At 37.8% G+C, this 24,552-nt stretch carries 25 protein-coding genes; 12 read left to right on the top strand and 13 right to left on the bottom strand.

Annotated features, from left to right (window positions below; genetic code table 11):
• Positions 1-40: 40 nt before the first annotated feature.
• The 5 genes from pstB to F4V57_RS04385 all read right to left on the bottom strand — a co-directional run bounded on the left by pstB (position 41) and on the right by F4V57_RS04385 (position 6,187).
• Positions 41-919: a phosphate ABC transporter ATP-binding protein PstB gene (gene pstB, locus F4V57_RS04365; protein ID WP_070068783.1), complete on the bottom strand. Its 879-nt coding sequence runs from the start codon at positions 917-919 to the stop codon at positions 41-43.
• A gap of 13 nt (positions 920-932) precedes the next feature.
• Positions 933-2,330 carry a phosphate ABC transporter permease PstA gene (gene pstA, locus F4V57_RS04370; RefSeq protein WP_070068784.1) on the bottom strand — a complete coding sequence of 466 codons (1,398 nt, stop codon included), beginning with the start codon at positions 2,328-2,330 and terminating at the stop codon, positions 933-935.
• A complete protein-coding gene (gene pstC, locus F4V57_RS04375) occupies positions 2,327-3,706 on the bottom strand; it encodes a phosphate ABC transporter permease subunit PstC (protein WP_070068785.1) in 1,380 nt (459 codons plus the stop codon). The genes pstA and pstC overlap by 4 nt, the downstream gene beginning before the upstream one ends.
• Positions 3,707-3,800: 94 nt before the next feature.
• A complete protein-coding gene (locus F4V57_RS04380; RefSeq protein WP_070068786.1) occupies positions 3,801-4,832 on the bottom strand; it encodes a substrate-binding domain-containing protein in 1,032 nt (343 codons plus the stop codon).
• 332 nt (positions 4,833-5,164) lie between these two features.
• On the bottom strand, positions 5,165-6,187 hold the full coding sequence (locus F4V57_RS04385; protein WP_070068787.1) for a substrate-binding domain-containing protein: 1,023 nt from the start codon (positions 6,185-6,187) through the stop codon (positions 5,165-5,167).
• A gap of 258 nt (positions 6,188-6,445) precedes the next feature.
• Between F4V57_RS04385 and rlmH the strand changes: the two genes are divergently transcribed.
• From rlmH to F4V57_RS04425, 8 genes are all read left to right on the top strand, one after another.
• A complete protein-coding gene (rlmH, locus tag F4V57_RS04390) occupies positions 6,446-6,925 on the top strand; it encodes a 23S rRNA (pseudouridine(1915)-N(3))-methyltransferase RlmH (protein WP_070068788.1) in 480 nt (159 codons plus the stop codon).
• A 122-nt stretch (positions 6,926-7,047) separates the two neighbouring features.
• Positions 7,048-7,983 carry an ABC transporter ATP-binding protein gene (locus tag F4V57_RS04395; protein ID WP_070068789.1) on the top strand — a complete coding sequence of 312 codons (936 nt, stop codon included), beginning with the start codon at positions 7,048-7,050 and terminating at the stop codon, positions 7,981-7,983.
• Entirely contained in the window at positions 7,980-8,753 is a 774-nt protein-coding gene (locus tag F4V57_RS04400; protein ID WP_070068790.1) for an ABC transporter permease, read from the top strand. The genes F4V57_RS04395 and F4V57_RS04400 overlap by 4 nt, the downstream gene beginning before the upstream one ends.
• Positions 8,753-9,562, top strand: a complete 810-nt coding sequence (queF, locus tag F4V57_RS04405; protein WP_070068791.1) for an NADPH-dependent 7-cyano-7-deazaguanine reductase QueF — start codon at positions 8,753-8,755, stop codon at positions 9,560-9,562. Before F4V57_RS04400 ends, queF begins: the two co-directional genes overlap by 1 nt.
• Before the next feature lie 26 nt (positions 9,563-9,588).
• Positions 9,589-10,251 carry a hypothetical protein gene (locus F4V57_RS04410; protein WP_070068792.1) on the top strand — a complete coding sequence of 221 codons (663 nt, stop codon included), beginning with the start codon at positions 9,589-9,591 and terminating at the stop codon, positions 10,249-10,251.
• Between the two features lie 210 nt (positions 10,252-10,461).
• Positions 10,462-11,613: a rod shape-determining protein RodA gene (gene rodA, locus F4V57_RS04415; protein ID WP_070068793.1), complete on the top strand. Its 1,152-nt coding sequence runs from the start codon at positions 10,462-10,464 to the stop codon at positions 11,611-11,613.
• A 33-nt stretch (positions 11,614-11,646) separates the two neighbouring features.
• Positions 11,647-12,630, top strand: coding sequence for a lytic murein transglycosylase B (mltB, locus tag F4V57_RS04420; RefSeq protein WP_070068794.1), 984 nt, complete (start codon positions 11,647-11,649; stop codon positions 12,628-12,630).
• 332 nt (positions 12,631-12,962) lie between these two features.
• Positions 12,963-13,583: a septal ring lytic transglycosylase RlpA family protein gene (locus tag F4V57_RS04425; protein ID WP_070068795.1), complete on the top strand. Its 621-nt coding sequence runs from the start codon at positions 12,963-12,965 to the stop codon at positions 13,581-13,583.
• A gap of 339 nt (positions 13,584-13,922) precedes the next feature.
• On the opposite strand, the gene F4V57_RS04430 is transcribed toward F4V57_RS04425, so the two are convergent.
• The 5 genes from F4V57_RS04430 to F4V57_RS04450 form a co-directional block, all read right to left on the bottom strand.
• Positions 13,923-14,657 (bottom strand): peptidase, encoded by a 735-nt coding sequence (locus F4V57_RS04430; protein WP_070068796.1) that lies wholly within the window; start codon positions 14,655-14,657, stop codon positions 13,923-13,925.
• A gap of 9 nt (positions 14,658-14,666) precedes the next feature.
• Positions 14,667-15,446 carry a transglutaminase family protein gene (locus F4V57_RS04435; RefSeq protein ID WP_070068797.1) on the bottom strand — a complete coding sequence of 260 codons (780 nt, stop codon included), beginning with the start codon at positions 15,444-15,446 and terminating at the stop codon, positions 14,667-14,669.
• On the bottom strand, positions 15,443-16,045 hold the full coding sequence (locus F4V57_RS04440; protein WP_070068798.1) for an alpha-E domain-containing protein: 603 nt from the start codon (positions 16,043-16,045) through the stop codon (positions 15,443-15,445). The genes F4V57_RS04435 and F4V57_RS04440 overlap by 4 nt, the downstream gene beginning before the upstream one ends.
• Before the next feature lie 16 nt (positions 16,046-16,061).
• Complete coding sequence (locus F4V57_RS04445; RefSeq protein WP_081409144.1) at positions 16,062-17,564, bottom strand: circularly permuted type 2 ATP-grasp protein; 1,503 nt, start codon at positions 17,562-17,564, stop codon at positions 16,062-16,064.
• 496 nt (positions 17,565-18,060) lie between these two features.
• Positions 18,061-18,246: a hypothetical protein gene (locus F4V57_RS04450; protein ID WP_070068799.1), complete on the bottom strand. Its 186-nt coding sequence runs from the start codon at positions 18,244-18,246 to the stop codon at positions 18,061-18,063.
• Positions 18,247-18,402: 156 nt separating this feature from the next.
• Between F4V57_RS04450 and F4V57_RS04455 the strand changes: the two genes are divergently transcribed.
• Both F4V57_RS04455 and F4V57_RS15005 read left to right on the top strand, forming a co-directional pair.
• On the top strand, positions 18,403-19,014 hold the full coding sequence (locus F4V57_RS04455) for a superoxide dismutase (RefSeq protein ID WP_070068800.1): 612 nt from the start codon (positions 18,403-18,405) through the stop codon (positions 19,012-19,014).
• 17 nt (positions 19,015-19,031) lie between these two features.
• Positions 19,032-19,160, top strand: a complete 129-nt coding sequence (locus tag F4V57_RS15005; RefSeq protein ID WP_264754214.1) for a hypothetical protein — start codon at positions 19,032-19,034, stop codon at positions 19,158-19,160.
• Positions 19,161-19,217: 57 nt separating this feature from the next.
• Here F4V57_RS15005 and F4V57_RS04460 read toward each other — a convergent pair whose 3' ends face one another.
• A complete protein-coding gene (locus F4V57_RS04460; protein ID WP_070068801.1) occupies positions 19,218-19,466 on the bottom strand; it encodes a YfhL family 4Fe-4S dicluster ferredoxin in 249 nt (82 codons plus the stop codon).
• A gap of 4 nt (positions 19,467-19,470) precedes the next feature.
• Entirely contained in the window at positions 19,471-20,769 is a 1,299-nt protein-coding gene (gene trhP / locus F4V57_RS04465) for a prephenate-dependent tRNA uridine(34) hydroxylase TrhP (RefSeq protein ID WP_070068802.1), read from the bottom strand.
• A 220-nt stretch (positions 20,770-20,989) separates the two neighbouring features.
• On the opposite strand from trhP, the gene dnaB reads away from it, so the two are divergent.
• The gene (gene dnaB, locus F4V57_RS04470) at positions 20,990-22,435 is read left to right on the top strand and encodes a replicative DNA helicase (RefSeq protein WP_070068803.1); all 1,446 of its coding nucleotides are present in this window, start codon (positions 20,990-20,992) and stop codon (positions 22,433-22,435) included.
• Positions 22,436-22,462: 27 nt separating this feature from the next.
• Positions 22,463-23,545: an alanine racemase gene (gene alr / locus F4V57_RS04475; RefSeq protein ID WP_070068804.1), complete on the top strand. Its 1,083-nt coding sequence runs from the start codon at positions 22,463-22,465 to the stop codon at positions 23,543-23,545.
• A gap of 390 nt (positions 23,546-23,935) precedes the next feature.
• Here alr and F4V57_RS04480 read toward each other — a convergent pair whose 3' ends face one another.
• A complete protein-coding gene (locus F4V57_RS04480; RefSeq protein ID WP_070068805.1) occupies positions 23,936-24,445 on the bottom strand; it encodes a DUF3465 domain-containing protein in 510 nt (169 codons plus the stop codon).
• Positions 24,446-24,552 lie beyond the last annotated feature (107 nt).

A 24,552-nucleotide genomic window follows, 5' to 3' on the forward strand; every position in this document is an offset into this window, starting at 1 on the left:
GAGCCATACAATGATGGCTCTTTTTGAATCCAGCTCAAAATTAGCCGAAACGTCCTGTAATATAAGCTTCAGTTAATTGATGATCAGGTTGTGTAAATACTTTTTCAGTACTATTTACTTCAATTAAATCACCTAAATGGAAGTATGCTGTGCGATCCGAAACACGGGCTGCCTGTTGCATGGAGTGTGTAACAATTGCAATAGTGTATTGCGCAGATAATTCAGAAATCAGTTCCTCAATCTTTGCTGTCGCAATTGGATCTAATGCAGAACATGGCTCATCCATCAGAATAACTTCCGGACTCACAGCAATTGTACGTGCAATACATAAACGTTGTTGCTGACCACCAGATAAACCGGTTCCTGGCTGACTTAAACGATCTTTTACTTCTTCCCACAAGCCTGCTTTACGTAAACTATTTTCAACGACTTCCTCTAAATCATATTTGTTTTTTGCTAGACCATGCAGTTTTGGGCCGTAAGCAACATTTTCAAAAATTGATTTTGGAAATGGGTTTGGTTTTTGGAAAACCATACCTACTTGCGCACGTAGCAATACCACATCAAGTGTCGGATCATAAATATCGCGACCGTCCATTGTAACTTTACCGGTCACACGACAAATATCAATCGTATCATTCATGCGATTTAAAGTACGCAGAAATGTAGATTTACCACAACCTGAAGGACCAATAAATGCAATCACTTCATTTTGATAAATATCTAGATCAATACCTTTAATTGCTTCTGTTTCACCGTAGTAAACATGAACATCTGCAGCACTGATTTTGACTGTGGTATTTTCAGGTTTAGCCTTTTTCTGCACATCAAACTGTGCAGTGGTATGATGAGGAGTTGTCGTGTTATTGGTCAAGATTGCATCCTGATTAGCATTTTTCGTTGCTTCTGTTGTTAGCATATTTTTTCTCCAATTACCAACGAACTTCAAACTTTTTACGTAACCAAACCGCTAGACTGTTTAAGCCAATCATCATCGCTAACAACACAATAATTGCTGCGGCGGTACGTCCTTCAAAGAAGTTACGTAATTCGTTGCCTTGCCATAAATAAATTTGTACTGGAAGCGCTGTTGCCTGATCTACAGGCGTTGCAGGAATACTGGCAACAAAAGCACTCATTCCAATAAGAAGCAGTGGCGCAGTTTCGCCTAATGCTTGTGCCACTCCAATAATTGCACCAGTAAGAATGCCGGGTAGAGCTAATGGCAAAACGTGATGAAAAACACTTTGTACTTTAGATGCACCCAGACCTAAAGCTGCCTGTCTAATCGATGGCGGTACGGCCTTTAAGGAAGCACGTGTAGTAATAATCACCGTAGGTAATGTCATCAAACTTAATACCAGACCACCAACCAGCGGTGCAGATAACGGTAAATGAAACCAGTTAATAAAGATTGATGCACCTAATAAACCAAATACGATTGATGGGACTGCAGCAAGGTTATTAATATTGACTTCAATAATATCCGTCAACCAGTTTTGTTTGGCAAACTCTTCCAGATAAATTGCACTGGCAACACCAATCGGAATAGAAATAAAGATCACGATCAGCATCATAAACAGTGATCCCATGAAGGCACCAGCCAAACCGCTTAGTTCAGGTGCACTACGTGAGTCCGGATTTGTGAAAATTTTAGTATTAAAATTATTGGTAATGACACCGTCAGCTTTCATTTCATCTGCAAGTTTACGCACTTCAGGATCAAGTTGCTGCTGTTCGTCAGGTAAGCTACGATCAATATTGCCTTTTAACCAGACATCAACATTTGCATCAGCCAGAAATTTCAATTCCTGTTTTTTACCAATCAATGATGGATCTGCCAATACCATATCTCTTAATCGATAACTTTCCGAACTACTAAAAATATCAATAATACTGTCTTTTTGATTAGTCAGTTTTGGATCCTTGGCCAATACGCTATTCACCAATAAACTATCCCAATCAACCATGGCAAATTCACCTTGCCATTTGATATAACGTTGCTCAAAAGCAGCTGGTGTTTCACCTGATCTTGGTACAGGTTTTGGACCAACATTAATCACATTCGGATCAAAATAGACCGTGGTGGTTAATGAAGATTGCCAGAATGATGGCAAACCACGCGTTAAAATGCTGCCAAACAACAGAACCACAAAGAACAACCCAACCAATACCCCAGCAAACCCCATAGTACGAAAAGTTTTTTCTTTACGATGACGTTTCGTCAGAGAGCTTTCAATTAAGCGGCGGCGCTGTTCACGTTGCTCTTGCGCTTTTTGTGGATCTAATTGCGGCATCTGATCAAGTGTTGGATTATTTGATGTACTCATTCGTATTGCTCACGATATTTACGCACGATATAGAGTGCAATAATATTTAATCCCAAAGTAATCACAAACAATGTCAAACCTAAGGCAAAGGCAACAAGCGATTGTGGGCTAGCAAAATCGGTATCTCCAGTCAACTGGTTAACAATGGTCACTGTGACGGTTGATACAGCTTCGAGTGGATTAATATGAAGTAACGGACTATTCCCTGCTGCAAGTACCACAATCATGGTTTCGCCAATGGCACGTGATGCGGCTAAAAGGAATGCACCAACAATACCGGGTAATGCTGCCGGTAAAACAACTTTTAAGATTGTTTCTGATTTGGTTGCCCCTAACCCCAAAGAACCATCACGTAAAGATCTTGGTACCTGTGTAATAATGTCATCAGAAAGTGAGGATACGAATGGAATAATCATGATGCCCATGACAAAACCTGCGGTTAAAGCACTGGTTGCATTAATATTTAGACCAATGCTATCACCAACATGATGGAAAAATGGTCCAATTACCATTAAGGCAAATACACCATATACAATTGTCGGAATCCCTGCCAAGATTTCAATCACAGGTTTAACAATGGCACGAAACCTTGGTTTGGCATACTCAGCCAAATAAATCGCTGTCATTAATCCCACCGGTACTGCAACCAGTAAGGCAATGATACTAACCATGAGTGTGCCCCATAATAATGGTAGCAAACCGTAACTTCCGCCAGCGTCTCCTGTTGTACTAAATCCAGGATTCCATTCTGTACCAAAGAAGAAATTAACAGGACTAACAAAATGGAAAAAGCGTAAGGCTTCACTGAGCATTGACATCACGATGCCAATGGTAGTCAAAATTGCAATACCAGAACACAGTGCCAAAGCAATATTAGTAACCTTTTCAACCTGATTACGAGCACGGAATTGTTTGGAGATGCGATTTTTTGCATATAACAAACCAAATATTGCAGCACACAATACCACAGCAAATTTTGCATATAATGCAATCATTTCGAAACTTTTTAATTTGGCTGCTGCCGCAACTTCATAGGCTTTTGGTGTATCACTTACGCCAAATCCAGAGGCAATTGCCTGCACACGATCAACCAATACATCCACATCTGAAGCACTCAAGCTACCAATCACCGATTGTGGCAATTCACTTAATGCCAAATGGCGTAAAATTGAAGGTTCAGCAATATTCCAGACAATGAGTAAAATTCCTGCTGGGATACCACACCATAACGCCACTAAAGCACCATAATAGCCAGGACGAGAATGCAGTATTGCAGAATTATTTCCTTTACCAGCAATCGACTTGCTTCGTGTCAAGCCGATCTGATAGGCAATTGCAATAATTGCAAGCAGAATGCCAATCAGTAATAAATTCATGGATGCTCCAAGTGAGTTATTTTATTGGGAATAACCCTATTGTAAGTACAAGAAACTGATAATCCTTGGATTATCAGCAACTATACTGGTCATGTTAATTCACTGTTTTACCAGCTTTGAAATCTGCCAAAATTTGTGCACGCTCTGCATCACTCATTGGAATCAGACCGGCTTTAACCAATTTACTGCCTTTACCGGATACTTTAGGACTTAAGAAAAATTCTACATATTCCGGTAAACCTTTAATAGATTTTAAGTGCTCACCTTTTGCATAGAAGAATAATGGGCGAGATACCGGATATTTACCGCTAAGTACAGTCGCTTCAGAAGGTGTGACACCATTTACTGTTGCAACACGTAAGCGGTCTTTATTTTCATCATAAAAGCTCAAACCAAATACACCGACTGCATTTGGTGCAGTTTTCAAGCGAGCAAGTGTTTCAGTATAATCACCAGAAATCTCAACTACACGACCATCCTTACGGAAGCTTGAACATGCTTTTTCACGTTCTTCCTTTTCAAGATTTTTGAAATAATCGTAAGCTTCACAACCCGTAGTAACCATTTTTTCCTGGAAAACTTCACGTGTACCGTGGTTAGAGGCAGGAATCACCAATGTAATTGGTTCTTTTGGTAAGGTAGGATCAATTTGACTCCACATTGTATAAGGGTTTGGAATCAATTTACCTTTAGCTGGCAATTTTTCAGCCAATGCTGCAAATACATGATATGGTTTTAATTGATAGGCTGGTTTATTCGAATTAGATGCAAAGACGATACCGTCATAGCCAACTTTAACTTCCTGAATTTTATTTACACCAGCTTTTTTACAGCTTGCGATTTCAGTATCTTTGATTTTACGTGATGCATTGGCAACATCAATGGTGTTATCTCCAACACCTTGACAGAATTGACGCAATCCGCCTGAAGTACCACCTGATCCAACGACAGGCGTTTTAAATTGCGGATAAGTATTTCCAAACTCTTCTGCAACAATACTTGCAAATGGTAATACAGTAGAAGAACCTGCGATTTGAATTGTATCACGTGCAGCATGTGCAGTTGTCAATGCAGTAGCAGTTGTTACTGCCAAAGCCAGACCTAATTGACGATGAGTTAAGCGCATTCTTATCTCTCTTGATTAACTATAATTTAAGATTGCCGAAGCAGACCCTGCTCTTTGTGTTAATTATTGTGAAATTTAAATATGACATTTAAGTGACAAAAAAATGATTTTTTTATGAAAACAAAAAACAATTATGAAATATCAACAACTTATAAATTAGTGTCAACATGTTTCATTTACCCAATATATGATTTCAGTTTGTTACTTTGTTAATCAGTGTAATTTCATTGTATTATTTATTTAGAATCAATCATTTAATTATTATTTCAGGCATATAAAAAGCTGATAATGAAATATTATCAGCTTCTTTATTCGCATGATCTTTAAAGCAATTATTTACCAGCTTTGAAGTTTGCCAGAACTTTAGAACGTTCTGCGTTACTCATTGGAATCAGACCGGCTTTAACCAATTTACTGCCTTTACCGGATACTTTAGGACTTAGGAAAAATTCTACGTACTGAGGTAAACCTTTTACAGATTTTAAATGCTCGCCTTTAACATAAAAGTATAATGGGCGAGATACCGGATATTTACCACTTAATACAGTCGCTTCAGAAGGTGTGACACCATTCACTGTTGCAACACGTAAACGATCTTTGTTTTCGCTATAAAAGCTCAAACCAAATACACCGACTGCATTTGGAGATGTTTTCAAGCGAGCAAGTGTTTCAGTATAATCACCAGAAATTTCAACTACACGACCATCCTTACGGAAGCTTGAACATGCTTTTTCACGTGCTTCCTTTTCAAGGTTTTTGAAATAAGTATCTGCTTCACAACCAGCAGTGACCATTTTTTCCTGAAAAACTTCACGTGTACCGTGGTTAGAGGCAGGAATCACCAATGTAATCGGTTCTTTTGGCAATTTAGGGTCAATTTGATTCCACATTGTATAAGGGTTTGGAATCAATTTACCTTGTGATGGTAATTTTTCAGCCAATGCTGCAAATACATGATATGGTTTTAATTGATAGGCTGGTTTTTTTGCATTGGATGCAAAGACGATACCATCATAACCAATTTTGATTTCCTGAATTTTATTTACGCCTGCTTTTTTACAGCTTGCAACTTCAGTACTTTTGATTTTACGTGATGCATTGGCAATATCAATGGTGTTATCTCCAACACCTTGACAGAACTGACGCAATCCGCCTGAAGTACCACCTGATCCGACGACAGGTGTTTTAAATTGCGGATAAGTATTACCAAACTCTTCTGCAACAATACTTGCAAATGGTAATACAGTAGAAGAACCTGCGATTTGAATTGTATCACGCGCAGCATGTGCAGTTGTCAATGCAGTAGCGGTAGTTACAGCTAAAGCCAGACCTAATTGACGACGAGTTAAGTACATTCTTATCTCTCTATGATCATTGAAATATATTTTAAATTGCTGAAGCAACCCCTTGCTCCCCATACGTATAATTATTGTGAGTAAATATGACATTTCAGTGATAAAAACATGACTCTTTTATTAAATTGTTCCTCAAATATTAACCTAAATAACATTTTTGCTTTTTGGTTTTGCTATGGGTAAGCTCTGGATATTCTTGCATACCTGATTATTTCCAGATTTAATACGCCAACATCATTAAACTAACCGAACAGTACTATGAAAATTCGTATCCTGACTATTGGCCAAAAAATGCCAAGCTGGGTCATCACGGGTTTTGAAGATTATTTCAAACGAATCCAGCCATTTGTTACTACCCAGTTAATCGAATTGCCAATGGCTAAACGAGCTAAAAATGATTCAAAAGCTGATATTTTAAAATATTGCCAAACAGAAGGCGAAAGCATCTTAAATACTTTAAAACCGAATGAACTTTTGATTGCCCTTGAAGTAGGCGGACGAGAATTAAGTACAGAAAAACTTGCGCATACCATGCAGGAATGGACACTGGCTGGTCAGGATATTGTATTAGCAATTGGTGGGCCTGATGGTTTATCTGATGACGTCCGTCAGGCAGCAGCATGGCATTGGTCGTTATCCAAATTAACCCTCCCCCATCCGTTTGTACGAATTATGTTGATCGAACAACTTTATCGCGCCATGAGCATTAACCATAATCATCCTTATCATCGTGCCTGATAATCAACAATAGTCCTTTTTTATCATTGCAACATTAGAACAATACAACCCATGATCTGACTTGGTTTATTGATAAATTTGTCGCACAATAATACGTTTTTCTCAAGGTAGTACATAAAAAAATGGCTGATGCACTAATATTGCGTGACCTGTGTAAAACCTATAAAAATGGTTTTCAAGCACTTAAAGGCGTAACCTTAACTGTTCCAGAAGGGGAATTCTATGCCTTATTAGGACCGAATGGCGCGGGCAAATCCACCACGATTAGCATTATTAGCTCATTGACCAAAAAAAGCTCAGGTATTGTCAATATTTTTGGCTATGATTTAGATCGCCAGCCTTCATTGGCAAAACAACAGCTAGGCGTTGTTCCTCAGGAATTTAATTTCGGCCAATTTGAAAAAACCTTTGATATTTTAGTGACACAGGCAGGTTATTACGGGATTGCCAAAAAAGTGGCTGAACAGCGTGCTGAACATTATCTGGAAAAACTTGGATTATGGGACAAACGTCATGTACAGGCCAGAATGCTTTCAGGTGGGATGAAACGCCGTTTAATGATTGCTCGTGCCATGATGCATGAACCCAAATTAATGATTCTAGACGAACCAACTGCCGGTGTAGATATTGAATTACGTCGCTCGATGTGGGATTTTCTCACCGAATTAAACACTAATGGTACTTCAATTATTTTAACAACACATTATCTGGAAGAAGCCGAAATGCTGTGTCGGCGTATTGCCATTATTGACCGTGGTCAAATCAAGGAAGATACCAGTATGAAATCCTTCCTTGGACAGCTAACAGTAGAATCGTTTATTTTCGATCTGGAATACCCTATTGAAAATCTAGACTTAAATATTATTGGATTCAATTTTCAACTGGTTGATGCATTTACACTACAAGTCACCATGGATAAATCACACTCCCTGAATGATCTCTTTAGTCTATTTGAAGCCAGTGGTATCCGGATTAAAAGTATGCGAAATAAAGCCAACCGTCTGGAAGAATTATTTGTCAATCTGGTCGAAAGAAACCTTGAAGGAGCTGCATCATGAATGGGCAGCAACTTCGTATTGCCTTTTTCACTTTACTGCGTAAAGAAGTTCGACGTTTTTTAAGAATCTGGCCTCAGACACTTTTACCACCTGCCATTACCATGAGTTTATATTTTATCATCTTTGGTAATCTGGTTGGCTCACGTATCGGTGAAATGGAAGGATATAGCTATATGCAATTTATCGTTCCTGGTTTAATCATGATGGCTGTAATTACCAATAGTTATAATAATGTCTGCTCCAGCTTTTTCAGTGCTAAATTTCAGCGCAGTATTGAAGAATTAATCACTAGTCCTGTACCTCACCATATCATTTTATTAGGTTATATCATGGGTGGTGTTATTCGTGGCCTATGTGTTGGTCTAATCGTGACTGTCATGAGCCTGTTTTTCACGCATCTGGAATTACATAATTTATTTGTCACAGTTTATACGGTCACTGTGACAGCCATGTTGTTTTCCATTGGCGGTTTTATTAATGCAGTCTATGCTCGTTCTTTTGATGATATTTCAATTATTCCGACTTTTATATTAACGCCTCTCACCTATTTGGGTGGTGTATTTTATGCCATTAGCAGCTTAAGTCCATTTTGGCAAAATTTATCTTTGATTAATCCTATAGTATATATGGTCAATGCCTTTCGTTATGGCATTTTGGGGCATAGTGATGTTAATGTTTGGGTGTCTTTGGCAATAATTAGTGCAGCATGTTTTTTAATGTATGCTATTGCCTACTATTTATTAAGTCGTGGTACAGGAATGCGTGAATAATGAGTGTAGAAAGTTCTTTACTTGGTCAAGATACCGAATATCCAACCCAGTACGCCCCACAGGTACTTTTTCCAATTGCACGTGCACCCTCACGGGAAAGTTATACCAATATTAACGGTATTACACAAGGCATGGATTGGTGGCACATTTTTGAAATTTCATGGTTAAACGAACACGGTATACCTCAAGTTGCCCTTGGCCGCCTGCATATTCCGGCAACCTCTGAGTATCTTATTGAATCTAAATCATTAAAGCTTTATTTCAATAGCTTTAATTTTGAGAAATTAAGTCGTGCAGATTTTATTCGTACTGTGGAAAAAGACTTATCATCGGTTGCACAAGCCAACATTAAACTACAATTACTGAATGTTGATGAACTCCATATTAGTCAACCACAAGGTATTTGTCTGGATCTATTACAACCAACAAAAATCGAATTTGAGCCTAATGCAAGTCTGCTGGCACTGGATGATAACAATCATATCGTTGAACAAAGCTTTTATTCACACTTACTTAGAAGTAATTGTCCGGTCACTAATCAACCCGATTGGGGTACGGTATTTATTCGTTATCAAGGTAAAAAAATAAGTGAACACAGTCTGTTAGCTTACATTATCTCGTATCGAAAGCATAATGGCTTCCATGAGCAATGTGTTGAACATATTTTTGCTGATATCTGGCAACATCTTCAACCTGAAAAATTAATGGTATATGCTGCTTATACACGCCGTGGTGGTCTGGATATTAATCCATGTCGTGTATCTGATCCTACATGGCTACCACAACCCATTCGTTTAGCACGTCAATAACATCATCTCGAAAGGATAAGCAAAATATGTCTGGTTTTTTTGGATTTATTCCGTCTAACGATTTATTAAAAAACATTCAGGAAGCACAAGCCAAACGCAATAGCAAAGAACCACTATATCTATTGCGTGACAAAATTGCCATGCAAATGAACGATGAAATTCTAGATCATGTGCTCATAGATTTAATTCATCATTTTCCTGCAAGTGAGAAAAAAGTCACTGCAGAAAAACTTGTCGGTTATATAAAATCTACCGTACATGTATTATTAAAACAATTACTTAATAAAAGCAGTAATGAGCAGGTACAAGCTTCTCTTGACTTCATTGAGCGTAGCCTGTTTAAAGACTCTCAGGGGCAACTTCGTGTTGGTGCACCACTAGATCAAAGTTTTTCAGCCCAGCTTAAAAGTAGTTATACAGCACTACTTGATGGCGCAAAGGCTAAAGATATGCGACCAATTCTAGTGGAACAATACAAACAATTTGCTGACCAACTGATTCATCATTTTATGATTGAATTTAACCGAACACTTGACTTGGGTATGATCAAACGTAAGGCTGCTGATATTGGAGCCAGTGCTGTTACCAAAGCAGTTCATATTGGTGTTGACAAATTAATCCCTCATTTAACCAGTCAGGAATTATTAATTCTTGCCAAAGAACATGATGATCTTATTCATCAGAATTAGAATGTGCTGAGAAATAATCACATATTCTATTTAGGCTAGACATAAAGAATTTGTATTCTATTTTTTATTGAAGGTAGACTCACCGGACTTTAATCTGGTGAGTTGCATCTGGATACGTTTTTTCATACTTCCAGAGTGGGTTTTACTTAATCTGATCAAGGGGCTATGTTAGCATTAGCCAGCTTTTATCGATAAGTACCATTTTTCCTCATGTCCCAACCACAACTTACGCCGCCTAATCGCTTTTTGCGTTATGCACCTCGTGATGGTTCACAGATACGTTACGCCCCCACATTCTGGCAACGTATCCATCTTGATCCGTGGCTTCTAAGCTTTTTACTCATGAATGCCATGCTCGGATTAACTATTTTATATAGTGCTTCTGCGCAGGATACAGGTCTAGTTCTGAAACAGGCCTTGAGTTTCGGCATTGGATTCATCGTGATGTTTATCATGGCACAAATTCCTCCCAAAATTTATCAGGGATTTTCACCTTACTTTTATGGCTTTGGTGTAATGGCCTTACTGGCGGTTATCTTTGTGGGCGAAATTCGTATGGGGGCGCAACGCTGGATTGATATTCCCGGATTTGGTAGTGTACAGCCCAGCGAGTTTTTAAAAATTGGCATGCCAATGATGGTGGCATGGTATTTATCCCGTTATCCTTTACCACCAAAATTTAGACAGGTCATCATTAGCCTGATCATTATTGGTATCCCTTTTTTACTCATCGCAGAACAACCAGATCTAGGCACATCAGTACTGGTACTGGCCAGTGGCATGTTTGTTCTTTTTTTAAGTGGTTTATCTTGGCGTCTGATCATGGCAGCGGTAGCCGTGGCCGCAGCAATTATTCCAATTGCATGGGAATTTTTGTTACATGACTACCAAAAACGTCGCGTACTTACTCTACTTGATCCAGAAGCTGATGCATTAGGTTCTGGCTGGAATATCATTCAATCCAAAACTGCAATCGGTTCCGGTGGTTTTTCAGGTAAAGGTTATCTGGATGGTACACAATCTCATCTACATTTTTTACCCGAAGGCCATACCGATTTTATTATTGCAGCCTATTCAGAAGAATTTGGTTTAATCGGAGTTTGTATTCTGCTGATCATTTATTTTGCCATCATTATTCGTATTTTTCAGATTAGTATGCAAAGTTTTCATAACTATGGACGTTTGGTGTCTGGTGCTTTGGGTTTGTCATTTTTTGTGTATGTTTTTGTCAATGCCGGTATGGTCAGTGGTATTTTACCTGTAGTGGGCGTGCCCTTACCTTTTATGAGCTATGGCGGCACAGCAATTATCACATTAATGGCCACATTTGGCCTGATCATGTCCATCCATACTCATCGATAAATATCCAGACACCTCATAAATCAGGAGAAACTCTTGTTAAAACAATTCATAACAACATTAAGTTTAACAGCATGCTGTGGACTTGTTTTCGCTAATGACTTTTATACCGATCCTAACTATCTCACATTTAAACAAAAAACCATGACAACGTATGGGCTAACAGCACAGCAAATTGACTCAGCTATGTCTGGCGCAAAAAATCTGCCACGTATTCTGGATTTAATGGATCGACCAGGTGAAAATAAACCTTGGTACGAATATCGTAAAAACTTTTTAACCGAAGGTACAATCCAGCGTGGTGTGCGTTTTAAGAATCAATACAGCGATACCTTACGCCGTGCCGAACAAATTTATGGTGTACCACAATCAATCATTTTAGGTATTCTTGGTGTAGAAACCGGCTATGGTGCAAACAAAGGATCTATTGTGACACGTGATGCACTAGCCACACTTGGATTTGGTTATCCAAGACGTGCAGCCTATTTTCAGGATGAACTTGCAGCATTAATTGCATGGAGTTATCAAGATGGTCGTACAGCTTCTAGTGTAAAAGGATCGTATGCAGGTGCGATTGGCTATCCACAATTTATGCCAAGTAATATTAATCGCTTTGGTGTGGATTTTGATGGTAATGGTCATATTGACCTGATCAATTCACCGGTTGATGCTATTGGTTCCATTGCAAATTATCTGGCTAAAAATGGTTGGCAACGAGGTCAGCCTGTCGGCTATCGCGCCTATTATTCAGGAAACAATCTTGATGCCGTCATTGCAAAACCCTTTCAATTACAAGTTACAAAACCTTATGGCTATATGCAACAACAAGGATTTAAGGTATTGAATACTAATATAAAAATTGATGCACTAGATATGGTCAATGGCATTCAGTTAGAAGATACTTATGGTCCGATTTATTATTTAATCTATCCAAATTTTAATGTGATCACCACATATAATAATAGCCGTATGTATGCGACTGCTGTATGGCAGCTTGGCGAAGAAATCATTAATCGTTAAGTTATGTAATCAAAGCGTAAAGTTAAGTAAATTTTACGCTTTTAAAAGAAAGCAAGCAGTTTTTTTGTTAATTTGCTCACATTTTCCACTTTTTAAATAAAATGTTACATTTTTGATTATTTATTGATCTAAAATTTAGTAGTTTGATAACTTTTCGGCATTATTTTTGTAGCAATGATAGACAAGCTAAAAAGTTTAATTCTATCATCGCCCCATTCTGAAGGTCGCATCATACAAAATTTATGCGATCAATTTGCAAAAACGTTCATCAAAATTGGTCATGCCGACTAGTTCAGAACGGCAATGTATTGGTCGTATATGGGAGTAACCGCGTGCATAAATCTTTTAAATTTTTACTTCTAACTGTCACGAGTAGCTTGGCATTAAGTACTCAGGCAGATATGTTGCCTTCAAATTTACATAACAATAACGATTCTACTTCCCTTTCTTCTCGTGTTTTAGACAAAGACATCAAAACTCTAAGCAACAATTTGTTTAATGGCGATGGTAAAAAACTTACCGGTTTAACAATTACTGAATATGCTAACAATCGTGTTGTTCGTCATGAATCAACACCTGCTAAGCTAGATGTTGAGGAACCGGGGATTCTGGATAAACTAAATACCGTTGCTTCCAATACTGTTAAAAAATTTACCCAAAGTGGTCTGGCATCTTGGTATGGTCGCCAATTCCATGGTCGTAAAACGGCCAATGGTGATGTTTTTGATATGAATGGTTTAACTGCTGCACATCGTAGCTTGCCATTAAACTGCTATATTCGTGTTACCAATAAAAGTAACGGTAAAAGTGTAGTGGTTAAAGTAAATGATCGCGGTCCTTTCCATGGTAATCGGGTACTAGATTTATCTTATGGTGCTGCCAAACAAATTGGTTTGACCAATACCGGGGTAGGTAATGTCACCATTGAACGAGTTTCAGGGCCGAACTCCTAAATTGTTTTGATGATAAAACCGCAAAAATATTGCGGTTTTTTTATGTTCAAAAATTTATCTTTTTTATTTTTTAACTTGCTTTTGGTCTGTATCGAATTAATACTTCCTTTTAAAGCAGTCTAATTTACGCTCAGTAGCATTTTTTCTTCTGTTTTACGCTACCCTACATCAATTCAATGATAATGGCATGATAAGCCAATTAATCGTATCTACACACAATACTTACACATAATTTTTTTATGGAATAAATCATACTGAATTTTTCAAAATAAAACAGCTCACAATCTAGACTGCAAGCTGCGATTTTTTTATAAAATTATTCAATCTTTCAGGAAAAAATTATAAAAAATATTCCTCTGTAGGTTGTGCCAGATCCTGTAAACCTTTTTTCAATGCATCAGACCATTGTTTGCTAATACTGGCAAAATAAGGATCATTATCATAAACCCGTTTGCCTTCCGGTAGTTTCAAACTATCCGCACGATACACCATTACATCAAGTGGAAAACCAACAGACACATTAGAACGAATGGTCGAATCAAATGAAATCAATGAACAACGCAATGCTTGATCCAACGGTGTATAGAAATTCAGCGCTCGATCCATAATTGGTTTACCGTATTTAATTTCACCAATCTGGAAATAAGGTGTTTCTACTGTCGCCTTAATAAAGTTGCCTTGCTGGTAAATGTTATATAATTCCATTTCCTGTCCTGCAATTTGACCACCTAATAAAATACTGCACCCATATAGACTTTCCTGCTCCGGACTATCAGCAATATTTTTAATCACAGAACGTAAACTCTTGCCAACCAATTCAGCGGCATCAAACATGGTGGCCACCGTGTTAAGATTAGGCTCCAGATTTGCAGCAATTTGATGTTTCAATTGAGCAATTACTGCTTGTGTAGTCGCCAGATTTCCTGCCGTTTGAATCACCATAAACCGCTCATCATTCTTTCCAAAACGAAATAACTTTCTAAATGATGAAATGTGATCTACACCCGCATTGGTTCGTGTATCACTAATAAAAACTAAACCTTCTTTTAAACGTAAGGCAACACAATAGGTCATACAATTCTCTTAGCACGTCAATACCTGAACTACCGTACGCATGGTTTCTTCAGCACCTTGTTGTCGGACACCCCGAATAGGAGCAACATCTGCATAATCACGACCCACTGCAAGCTGTACATGCTTTGTAGGTGTAAATAGCTGATTACTCACATCAAAACAATACCATTTTCCATTTTGATAAACCTCTGCCCAAGCATGACTTGCCAAATGATTACCATCTTCAACATACAAATATCCAGAAACATATCGTGCAGGAAAACCCAAATAACGCGCTAATGCGACAAATACCTGAGCGTGATCCTGACATACGCCTTTTTTCTGTTCAAATGCTTCTGCTGCTGTCGTTTCTACATGCGTTAGACCCGAATTATAAGGAATATGCTCTAAAACTGCTTGTGCCAATTCAATTAAATTTTCAGGTTTTTTATCCGCAGCATACATATGCGCAAACTGCATCATTTCAGGACTACATTGTGTGGTACGTGTTGGTTGTAAAAAAATTTCCGGATGAATGCGATCATCAATGCTAAATTTTGCCTGATCATCAATTTCAACCATGCCCTGTGCCATGATCATTAATTGCTGATAAGAAAAACGCTGGTTACTGGTCAACCATAAATTGCCAAAACCATCAGTTTGCTGAATTTTTTCTCCCGGAACACTTAATCCCCACTGTTTGATTTTCTGGGTTGAAGTGTCCTGTGGTAACAAACGAATATACTGAATTGCACTAATTACAGGAGTGCTATATTGATAATGTGTTTGATGATTAATTAATAAATTCATTCACACACCTCAAACATTTGTGCCAGATCATCACTAAATTCGTACAGGGTATTCATATTAGAACTTTGACAAAGCTGTTGCCAACTTTCCCCACAACCATACCAGCCATAATTTTTTAGAAGTTCCAGAATGTCATCAATTTCATTTAATTTTGTCTGTGTAACTTCATCCATACGACATTGATGATCTAGATCCTCAACAACACGACCTAAACGATAGAACAAAAATATTTGCTCTATTTCGCCTTCCAGAATTTCAGAACATTCCTGTACAACCTGACAAATTGCTTCTGATTGTCCAGAAATATCTTTGGTTAAACGATTAAGTTCTGCATAAGTTACCGGAGAAAAAACTGCTCGTAACTGTTGTATATTGGTACGGATGTATCTAAATTGTGACTGAATAGAAAATGGTTGTTCAGGATCCAGAAATAAACCATTCAAACTTTGGGCATCCCAAGCTGGTAAACAAAAAGCATGTGCATATTTCACTGCTCTTTTATCATCAGTAAACGGTAACTGATGACATGCCTGTTGTATACGGGATAAATAACGACCTAGCCAAAAAATATTCTTTGCAGCTGTACTTAATAAAATCATACCGTCTTCCTTATTTTTAATTTAAGGTTTCTTTGCGTTGTACCACCCAGGTATCTTTAACGCCACCACCTTGGGAAGAATTCACAACTAATGAACCTTCCTGCATGGCAACACGGGTTAAACCTCCCGGAACAACACGTGTTTCTTTGGGTGAACTCAAAACAAATGGACGCAAATCAATATGTCGGTCAGCAAAACCTTGCTCTGTCATAATCGGTGATACAGACAATGCCAAAGTTGGCTGGGCAATATATAAATGAGGTTTATATTGTAATTTCTGGCGAAACTCCTCAATTTGCTCAGGACTTGCCTGAGGTCCGATCAACATGCCATAACCACCTGATCCCTGAGCTTCCTTAACCACCAGTTGTTCAAGATGATGAAGTACATAGTCCAGCTCTTCTGGCTTACGACATTGATAAGTAGGAACGTTCTTTAAAATAGGCTGTTCGTTCAGATAATAACGAATCATGTCATCCACATACGGATAAATTGATTTATCATCAGCAACCCCTGTTCCAGGTGCATTGGCAATCACTACACTATGATTACGATAAGCAGACATCAAGCCCGGTACACCAAGCACACTGTCAGAACGAAATGCTAGAGGATCAAGGAAATCATCATCCAATCGGCGATAAATCACATCTACCTGTTTTCGCCCAGCAATGGATTTCAAATAAACTTTGCCATTTTCGACAAATAAATCATGCGCACCCACCAATGGGACATCCATTTCACGTGCCAGAAAAGCATGTTCGTAATAGGCACTATTAAAATGTCCCGGAGTTAATATAACGATAACAGGATTATCAACATCAGTGCTTTCAATTAATGTTTGTTTAAGTAATTGTGGGTAATGATTAATTTCCAACAGTTCGTAACAATGACAAATATCCGGCATTAATTTTTTACTGATATTTCGGCATTCAAGCATGTAAGACACACCTGAAGGTGTACGTAAATTATCTTCAAGAACATAGAATTCCCCAGTTCCATCACGAATAATGTCTACGCCACTAATATGTGAATAAATACCACCTTTAACATCAAAATTTAGCATCCAAGGCTGATAAGCCTCATGTAATAGAACTTGTTCTGCCGGAATTACACCGTCTTTTAATATCTGTTGCGAATGATAAATATCATGCAGAAAAGCATTTAAGGCCTTAACACGCTGCTTAGATCCATCTGAAACAATATCCCATTGTTTTTTCTCTAAAATTCTAGGAACAATATCAAATGGAATGGTTCGTTCTGTACCTTCTGTATCATTATAAACTGTAAATGTAATACCTTCGTAAATAAAATGCTCTTTTGCAGCATTGTTTAGTTGTTCAATCTCAGCCAAGGATTTTTCAGATAACCACTTTTCTACTTGTACAAATTCTTCACGAATTGTTCCATCTTTATGGCGCATTTCATTAAAAAAATTTTGTTTCGGCGGTGTCAGTGAATTCATTGTCTCAGAATTGGGCAACACTGGATCTAAAGTAGTCAATTCTACGGTTTTCAGCATTTTTCCCTCCTCTTACCTATTCAGGTAATGTTATTGCAGCAATTCACTTATCTCTTACACTGATGTTATTTAAGCCACATCTTTAAAGCTGATTAAGCAAAATAAATGCCATGTTAATGTTATGTTTTTATCGATTTTAATCCTTTTAATCTATTGTCTTACTGAATTGAGCATAATATGAAAAAAATAGTGAACACAAGTAGTTTAAATCTTAATCATGTAAATCTTTAATTCAAAAAACATATTATCAATGCACCAAAATCATGCATATAAAATTTTTTAAAATTAATATGTTGAAAAATATAATTTTTTTAATAAAAAAAGCTTTCATTTATTGCAGTATTTAAAACATTTATAAAGCCATAACTTTAATTTTTGATAAATTGCCCTATTTTATAACCAGATATTCTAAGTGAAAAATTTTTTCATAAAATCTCTTCATCTCCCTGTGATAAAAAAATGCACCAAAACAGAATTATTCACAGGGAAAAATGATTTATAACTCTTTATCAGTATAGAGTCCCCAAGCAGCAAGGCCACCACCTAACCCAAGTCCTAAAAATAGATATCCCGCAATACTTGTTGCATCGTGATATAAGGTATAGGCGCCCACCGCAATAAAGATCAAAATAATCACTATCAATAATATAATGATCCACGGACGCGTTTTTTCCTGAGCCATAAATGATCTCAATCAATTAAAATCTTAAAAATATTTTTACATAGTTCAACATCAAAAAAAAGAAATTCATCGTTTTATCAAATCATACTTGAAAAATTCCACTGAACATGATAATTATTATCAAATATAAACAATTAACATTATCATAGGATGACCATGAGCTATTCATTACCTGCTTTACCTTATGCATACGATGCATTAGAGCCACATATCGACAGCAAAACAATGGAAATTCACCATACTAAACATCATCAGACCTATATTAATAATATCAATGCAGCGATTGAGGGTACAGAATGGGAAAAATTACCAGTAGAAGAACTGGTACGCCGTGTTAATGACGTCCCTGCGGAAATTAAAAATAATGTTGTTAATAATGGTGGTGGGCATGCCAATCATAGTTTGTTCTGGACAGTCATGTCTGCTCAAGGCGGTGGTGATCCTACAGGTAAAATTGCAACGGAGATCAAAGAAGTTTTTGGTAGTTTTGAAGCTTTTAAGGAAGAGTTTATTAAAGCTGCACAAACACGTTTTGGTTCTGGATGGGCTTGGTTATCTGTTACTCCTGAAAAAAAACTGATCGTTGAAAGTTCTGCCAATCAGGATAGCCCATTAATGCATGGCAATACGCCTATTCTAGGGCTTGATGTCTGGGAACATGCGTATTATTTAAAATATCAAAACCGCCGTCCTGAATATATTGGTGCATTTTTCAATGTCATCAATTGGGATGAGGTTAATCGCCGTTATGACGAAGCACTTGGCTAAATAATCTGGAGGTCAATATGTCACTAAAGCAACTACAGGATTATAAACACCAATTACAAAAAGGTCGTTTTGTAGTTGGTGCAGTGATATTCCTCGTGGGTGGTTATTGCCTGTTTGCACATCAATTACCATTTATACTGTTCTAAATTGTCAATAAAAGGTTTGAAACTGCAAAGCGTACCCACCGGATTTTTAAATACCTGTTAACTTGCCATGAGCCGCTGAGCTTTGGCAAGTAACTGTTCCTGAGTTTCACGATGCTCTGGATGATCAATAATGCAGTTGATCGGACATACTTGAATACATGTCGGTTGATCATAATAACCGACACATTCGGTACAAAGCTCAGCTGCAATTTCATAAACCTTTTTACCTTCAGAAATTGCCTGATTAGGACATTCTGGTTCGCACATATCACAATTAATACATGCGGAAGTAATGAGTAAAGCCATATATTTAACCTGCTTTGGTTGCCAGCACATTTAAATGCTTATTTTCAGGTAAAAAGCGCATTAACAAGGCATATTCAATCTGAATATTTTGATCCATTGCAATTTTAACTATATGCCCATCACCTTTGGCATCATGAATTGGTTGATCTTTTTTATCCAGCATATCTTCTAATATAAAGATATGATTACCCTGTGGGGTCATTAACTCAAGTTGATCACCAACCAGAAATTTATTTTTTACCGCAATACAGATATATTTACCTTCACGTTGCAGCACTTCACCGACAAATTGCTGATGAAAATTTTGTGATGTACCATTTTCATAGTTTTGATATTCGGCATGTACATGACGACGCAAAAAACCTTCGGTATAGCCTCGATGAGCCAAACCTTCCAATGTCGTCAGCAATGATTGGTCAAAAGGTTTACCGGCCAACGCATCATCAATCGCCTTGCGATATACCTGTGCAGTACGTGCACAGTAAAAATAAGACTTGGTTCGACCTTCGATTTTTAAAGAGCTAACGCCAATATCTATTAAGCGTTGTATATGCTGCACTGCACGTAAATCCTTGGAATTCATAATATAGGAGCCATGCTCATCTTCATCCATTTCAATCAGTTCAGGTTTACTGCCCTGTTGTAATAAAACCGGATCAGCCAATACAATCTCACCGGTTTCGTTTTCTTTGGCTGGATGAACCTTATAATCCCAACGACAGGCATTTGTACAAGCACCTTGGTTAGCATCACGTTTATTCATATAACCTGAGAGTAAACAACGTCCTGAATATGCCATACACAATGCTCCATGAACAAAAACTTCCAGTTCAATATCAGGAACTTGTGCATGAATTTCAGCAATTTCCTCAATGGACAATTCACGAGATAAAATCACACGGCTAATGCCATAATTCTGCCAGAATTTCACTGTTGCCCAGTTGACTGCATTGGCTTGTACAGACAAATGAATTACGACATTAGGGAAATGTTCTCGCACCATCATGATCAAACCAGGATCAGACATAATAAGTGCATCGGGTTGCATTGCCACCACAGGCTCAAGATCCCGAATAAAAGTCTTTAATTTTGCATTATGTGGTTGAATATTAACGACAACATAAAATTTTTTACCCAAAGCATGTGCTTCATCAATCCCGATTTTTAAATTATCATGATCAAATGCATTATTACGCACACGTAAACTATATCTTGGTTGCCCTGCATAAACTGCGTCTGCACCATAAGCAAAGGCATAGCGCATATTTTTTAAGGAGCCCGCAGGAGAAAGTAATTCAGTCATTACCGCATTAAAACCATAAAAAAATTATGGTTTATTATAGCGTAATTTGTTTTCGTCTGAATAGCTGGAAGCGACGTTTGAATTTATGGTGTTTCATAAAATTTAAACATTTAAAGATCATAAAATTTAATCGTACTATTCTTCTCCCCCAGCGATCTGGAATAATGTTAAAATCTTTAGCTAATTTTTCTTTTACAATATTGTCAGGTATGCCTTAAATATGTCGACTGCAAATGCTCCAATAACGTCTGCAAAAAAGACACATACCGAAAACTCAACTGACGACCAAAGTAAATCTTTTCGTACACCACCACATAATCTGACGATGGAACAGGCTGTTTTGGCTGCGTTAATGACTGTGGCAGATTCATGGGAAAGCGTTGCAGATATTTTGACTGAAGAAGATTTTTATGCAGCGCGTCATCGTCATATTTTTCAAAGTATTGCAAAGCTTGCTCAAGGCAATCAGCCCTATGATGCTGTATTGGTAAATGATTGGTTAGCTAGTCAACATTTGCTGGAAGCAGCAGGTGGTGAAGCTTATTTAATGCAATTAATGTCAGAATCACCAACATCACTATTTAACCTGCCAAGTTATGCCGAAAAAGTCAAAGAACTATCTACCTTAAGACACATGATCAGTGTTGGTAATGATATTTTACGCGATGCCTATGATCCTAAAGGACAAAAAGTCAGTGATTTGCTGGATAAGGCCGAAACCAATATTTTCTCGATTGCAGAACAGCATAATAATCAGCAAACCAAAGCTGGCCCGCAACCAATTAAAGATGTCATGACCAGTGTTGTCACCAAACTTGATGAGCTTTCCCAACTTGAAGGCAGTATCACAGGATTAAGTACAGGTTTCATTGAGCTGGATAATAAAACTTCTGGGATGCAAGCGGGGGATTTGATTATTGTTGCTGCCCGTCCATCTATGGGGAAAACTACTTTTGCCATGAATCTGGTAGAAAGCGTATTGTTTAATTGCAATTTACCTGCACTGGTTTTTTCCATGGAAATGCCTTCTGACTCAATTGCCATGCGTCTAATTTCATCCTTTGGTCGTGTACATCAGGGACATTTGCGTTCGGGTAAAATGGATGGTGACGAATGGTCCAAAGTGACCAGTACCATGGTGCATTTACAGGAAAAACATCTATATATTGATGACTCCTCCGCTCTACCACCAAATGAATTACGTGCCCGTGCCCGCCGTGTGGCAAAAAATCATAATGGTAAAATTGGCTGTATCATGGTCGATTATTTACAATTAATGAAAGTTCCAGGTCTTGGCGATAACCGTGTGGGTGAGATTTCTGAAATTTCTCGTAGCTTAAAAGCATTGGCCAAAGAAATGAGTTGCCCAGTGATTGCACTCTCGCAGCTTAACCGAAGTCTGGAAAATCGTCCTAACAAACGCCCGGTCATGTCCGATTTGCGTGAATCAGGTGCGATCGAGCAAGATGCCGATTTAATTATGTTTATTTATCGGGATGAGGTTTACAATAAAGAATCCAAAGAAGCTGGAACTGCTGAAATTATCATTGGTAAACAGCGTAATGGTCCTATCGGTACGGTACGCTTAGCCTTTGAAGGGCAATATACCCGCTTTAGTGATTTATCCCCTGAGTATTACAACAGTTTTCAAAATGATGATGAGTAATTCGCCCATCCTCTAAGGAGTTTTACGGTGCGCCAAGCAAGCATCACAATTCATAAAGCCGCATTGCAACATAATTTACAACGAGTAAAACAACTCGCACCCAAAGCAAAAACCATCTGTATGGTAAAGGCCAATGCCTATGGACTTGGTGTTGAAAATGCCATCCATGCATTGGATCAAGCAGATGCTTTTGGTGTAGCCTGCTTACAGGAAGCACTGGAAATTAGAGCAACCGGTAATCATAAACCCATTACCTTAATCGAAGGCGTTTTTTCTGAAACAGAACTGCTAACAGCAATCAAGGAAAAATGTGAATGTATTATTCATCATCGGCAACAATTGGACTGGTTACTCCATCACAAAACAGCTTATCAAAATGCCGGATTAAAAGTTTGGATCAAACTCAATAGCGGTATGAATCGACTGGGTTTTAAAGTACCCGAAATTATCAATGTCATTCATCAACTTAAAGATGAAAATTTTCATTGTGTTCTTGCCATGCACTTTGCAAATGCTGATGTGCCTGAACATCCAATGAACCAACAACAAATTGATCAGCTTCTACATGTCAAAGCAGTATGTGAACCGATAGAAGTGTCCTGCTGTAATTCCGCAGCCATTTACAATTATCCTGAATTACACTTCGATTATGTCAGACCCGGAATCATGCTTTATGGCGCTTCACCCTTTGATGATCGCAGTGCAAAAGATCTCGGTTTACAAACAACAATGACATTTACAGCCGGAGTTATGGCAATTAATCGGATTAAAGCCGGAGAAAAAGTCGGTTATGGTTCCCGTTTTATTGCTGAAAAAGACATCAGTATTGCAGTCGTTTCGATTGGTTATGGTGATGGTTATCCACGTGCTTATCAGGTACCAGTTTTTGTTGCAATTAATGGCCAACGTTTTGCACATGCAGGACGAGTCAGTATGGACATGATGACTATTGATATTACTGGCTATGAAGATCAGATTCACCCAGGCACTTCAGTTGAGCTATGGGGTGAACATATTTCAGTAGATGAGGTTGCGGCTGCAAATGGAACAATTGGTTATGAGTTATTATGTCGTTTAACTGAACGTCCAAAACGTATCATTCAAGACTGATCTGGAATACTGATCATTAAAAAATCAACTTAAATCCTTAGAGCGGTTGCAAGAATATGGATATCGCTCTCAAAATCTTCCCTCTAAGGAAAAATTTGAAGAAATGCCATTACAATAACACCTTTGGATTTAAAATAAAAAATGCCAAAGTTTATAAATTAACCTAGGCAATAGATAAGGACGAAAAAATGCAATGACTGCGCACAATAATGAAGTTATTAAAATAATTATCAATGGCGAAGTATGGCTGCTGACCCCAATAGCCCATAACATGGAAATTGCATACCCCAGTGCTATGCCCAATACAGCGTAAAGTATACTTGCGAAACAGCGTTCATACCCTGTAATTTCTATATCGTGTTTTGACATCTACTTTTAACCTTATAATTATTATTGATAAATTTTTCCATCATGCTTTAACCAGCCATCAGTATGATGTCCATTCGGATCACGATGTGTCCAATGAATTACACCACCTTTTTCACTATATTCATAATCTCCCTTGAACACAACAATGTCCCCTTTTTTTAGAGAATCTATACGAGGTGCCAAATCAATATTATGAGCGACCAAAACCGTTTGTCCATTACTCAAATTCAAAATAAATTTTTGATGTCGTGATCCTTGATTGTCATCTTTTAAAATTGCTTTTACAGTACCACTCCCTTCTACCTCCACATTCTGTTGTTTTTGAGCAAATGCCTGTTCAATTTTTATATTACTTTGTGAAGTTTCAGAATATTGCTGGTGCTGTATAGAAGATTGTTGTGGTGATAATTGTGTCGTAGTGTGCGCAGAATACTCAGATGTTCTAGATTCTGGTGTAAAAACATTAATACCAAAAACAATACTAATGATCAGCGCAACAAGTCCACCAATTCCCAGATTTTTTTTATTCATGTCTACCTCAAATGTATTACAGTTTTTCAATCGGTAAGATACACAATTTCAGACAGAATTACTGCAATAAAAAAACCGCCCCAACGCTTAGTTTGAGACGGCTTTAA

The organism is Acinetobacter qingfengensis (assembly GCF_008693185.1).
GTDB classification, from domain to species: Bacteria; Pseudomonadota; Gammaproteobacteria; order Pseudomonadales; family Moraxellaceae; genus Acinetobacter; species Acinetobacter qingfengensis.

Bases quoted from the DNA above. Each gene is read 5' to 3' on its own strand.
- pstB (WP_070068783.1), bottom strand. From the start codon at position 919: ATGCTAACAACAGAAGCAACGAAAAATGCTAATCAGGATGCAATCTTG.
- pstA (WP_070068784.1), bottom strand. From the start codon at position 2,330: ATGAGTACATCAAATAATCCAACACTTGATCAGATGCCGCAATTAGAT.
- pstC (WP_070068785.1), bottom strand. From the start codon at position 3,706: ATGAATTTATTACTGATTGGCATTCTGCTTGCAATTATTGCAATTGCC.
- F4V57_RS04380 (WP_070068786.1), bottom strand. From the start codon at position 4,832: ATGCGCTTAACTCATCGTCAATTAGGTCTGGCTTTGGCAGTAACAACT.
- F4V57_RS04385 (WP_070068787.1), bottom strand. From the start codon at position 6,187: ATGTACTTAACTCGTCGTCAATTAGGTCTGGCTTTAGCTGTAACTACC.
- rlmH (WP_070068788.1), top strand. From the start codon at position 6,446: ATGAAAATTCGTATCCTGACTATTGGCCAAAAAATGCCAAGCTGGGTC.
- F4V57_RS04395 (WP_070068789.1), top strand. From the start codon at position 7,048: ATGGCTGATGCACTAATATTGCGTGACCTGTGTAAAACCTATAAAAAT.
- F4V57_RS04400 (WP_070068790.1), top strand. From the start codon at position 7,980: ATGAATGGGCAGCAACTTCGTATTGCCTTTTTCACTTTACTGCGTAAA.
- queF (WP_070068791.1), top strand. From the start codon at position 8,753: ATGAGTGTAGAAAGTTCTTTACTTGGTCAAGATACCGAATATCCAACC.
- F4V57_RS04410 (WP_070068792.1), top strand. From the start codon at position 9,589: ATGTCTGGTTTTTTTGGATTTATTCCGTCTAACGATTTATTAAAAAAC.
- rodA (WP_070068793.1), top strand. From the start codon at position 10,462: ATGTCCCAACCACAACTTACGCCGCCTAATCGCTTTTTGCGTTATGCA.
- F4V57_RS04430 (WP_070068796.1), bottom strand. From the start codon at position 14,657: ATGACCTATTGTGTTGCCTTACGTTTAAAAGAAGGTTTAGTTTTTATT.
- F4V57_RS04435 (WP_070068797.1), bottom strand. From the start codon at position 15,446: ATGAATTTATTAATTAATCATCAAACACATTATCAATATAGCACTCCT.
- F4V57_RS04440 (WP_070068798.1), bottom strand. From the start codon at position 16,045: ATGATTTTATTAAGTACAGCTGCAAAGAATATTTTTTGGCTAGGTCGT.
- F4V57_RS04445 (WP_081409144.1), bottom strand. From the start codon at position 17,564: ATGCTGAAAACCGTAGAATTGACTACTTTAGATCCAGTGTTGCCCAAT.
- F4V57_RS04450 (WP_070068799.1), bottom strand. From the start codon at position 18,246: ATGGCTCAGGAAAAAACGCGTCCGTGGATCATTATATTATTGATAGTG.
- F4V57_RS04455 (WP_070068800.1), top strand. From the start codon at position 18,403: ATGAGCTATTCATTACCTGCTTTACCTTATGCATACGATGCATTAGAG.
- F4V57_RS15005 (WP_264754214.1), top strand. From the start codon at position 19,032: ATGTCACTAAAGCAACTACAGGATTATAAACACCAATTACAAAAAGGT.
- F4V57_RS04460 (WP_070068801.1), bottom strand. From the start codon at position 19,466: ATGGCTTTACTCATTACTTCCGCATGTATTAATTGTGATATGTGCGAA.
- trhP (WP_070068802.1), bottom strand. From the start codon at position 20,769: ATGACTGAATTACTTTCTCCTGCGGGCTCCTTAAAAAATATGCGCTAT.
- dnaB (WP_070068803.1), top strand. From the start codon at position 20,990: ATGTCGACTGCAAATGCTCCAATAACGTCTGCAAAAAAGACACATACC.
- F4V57_RS04480 (WP_070068805.1), bottom strand. From the start codon at position 24,445: ATGAATAAAAAAAATCTGGGAATTGGTGGACTTGTTGCGCTGATCATT.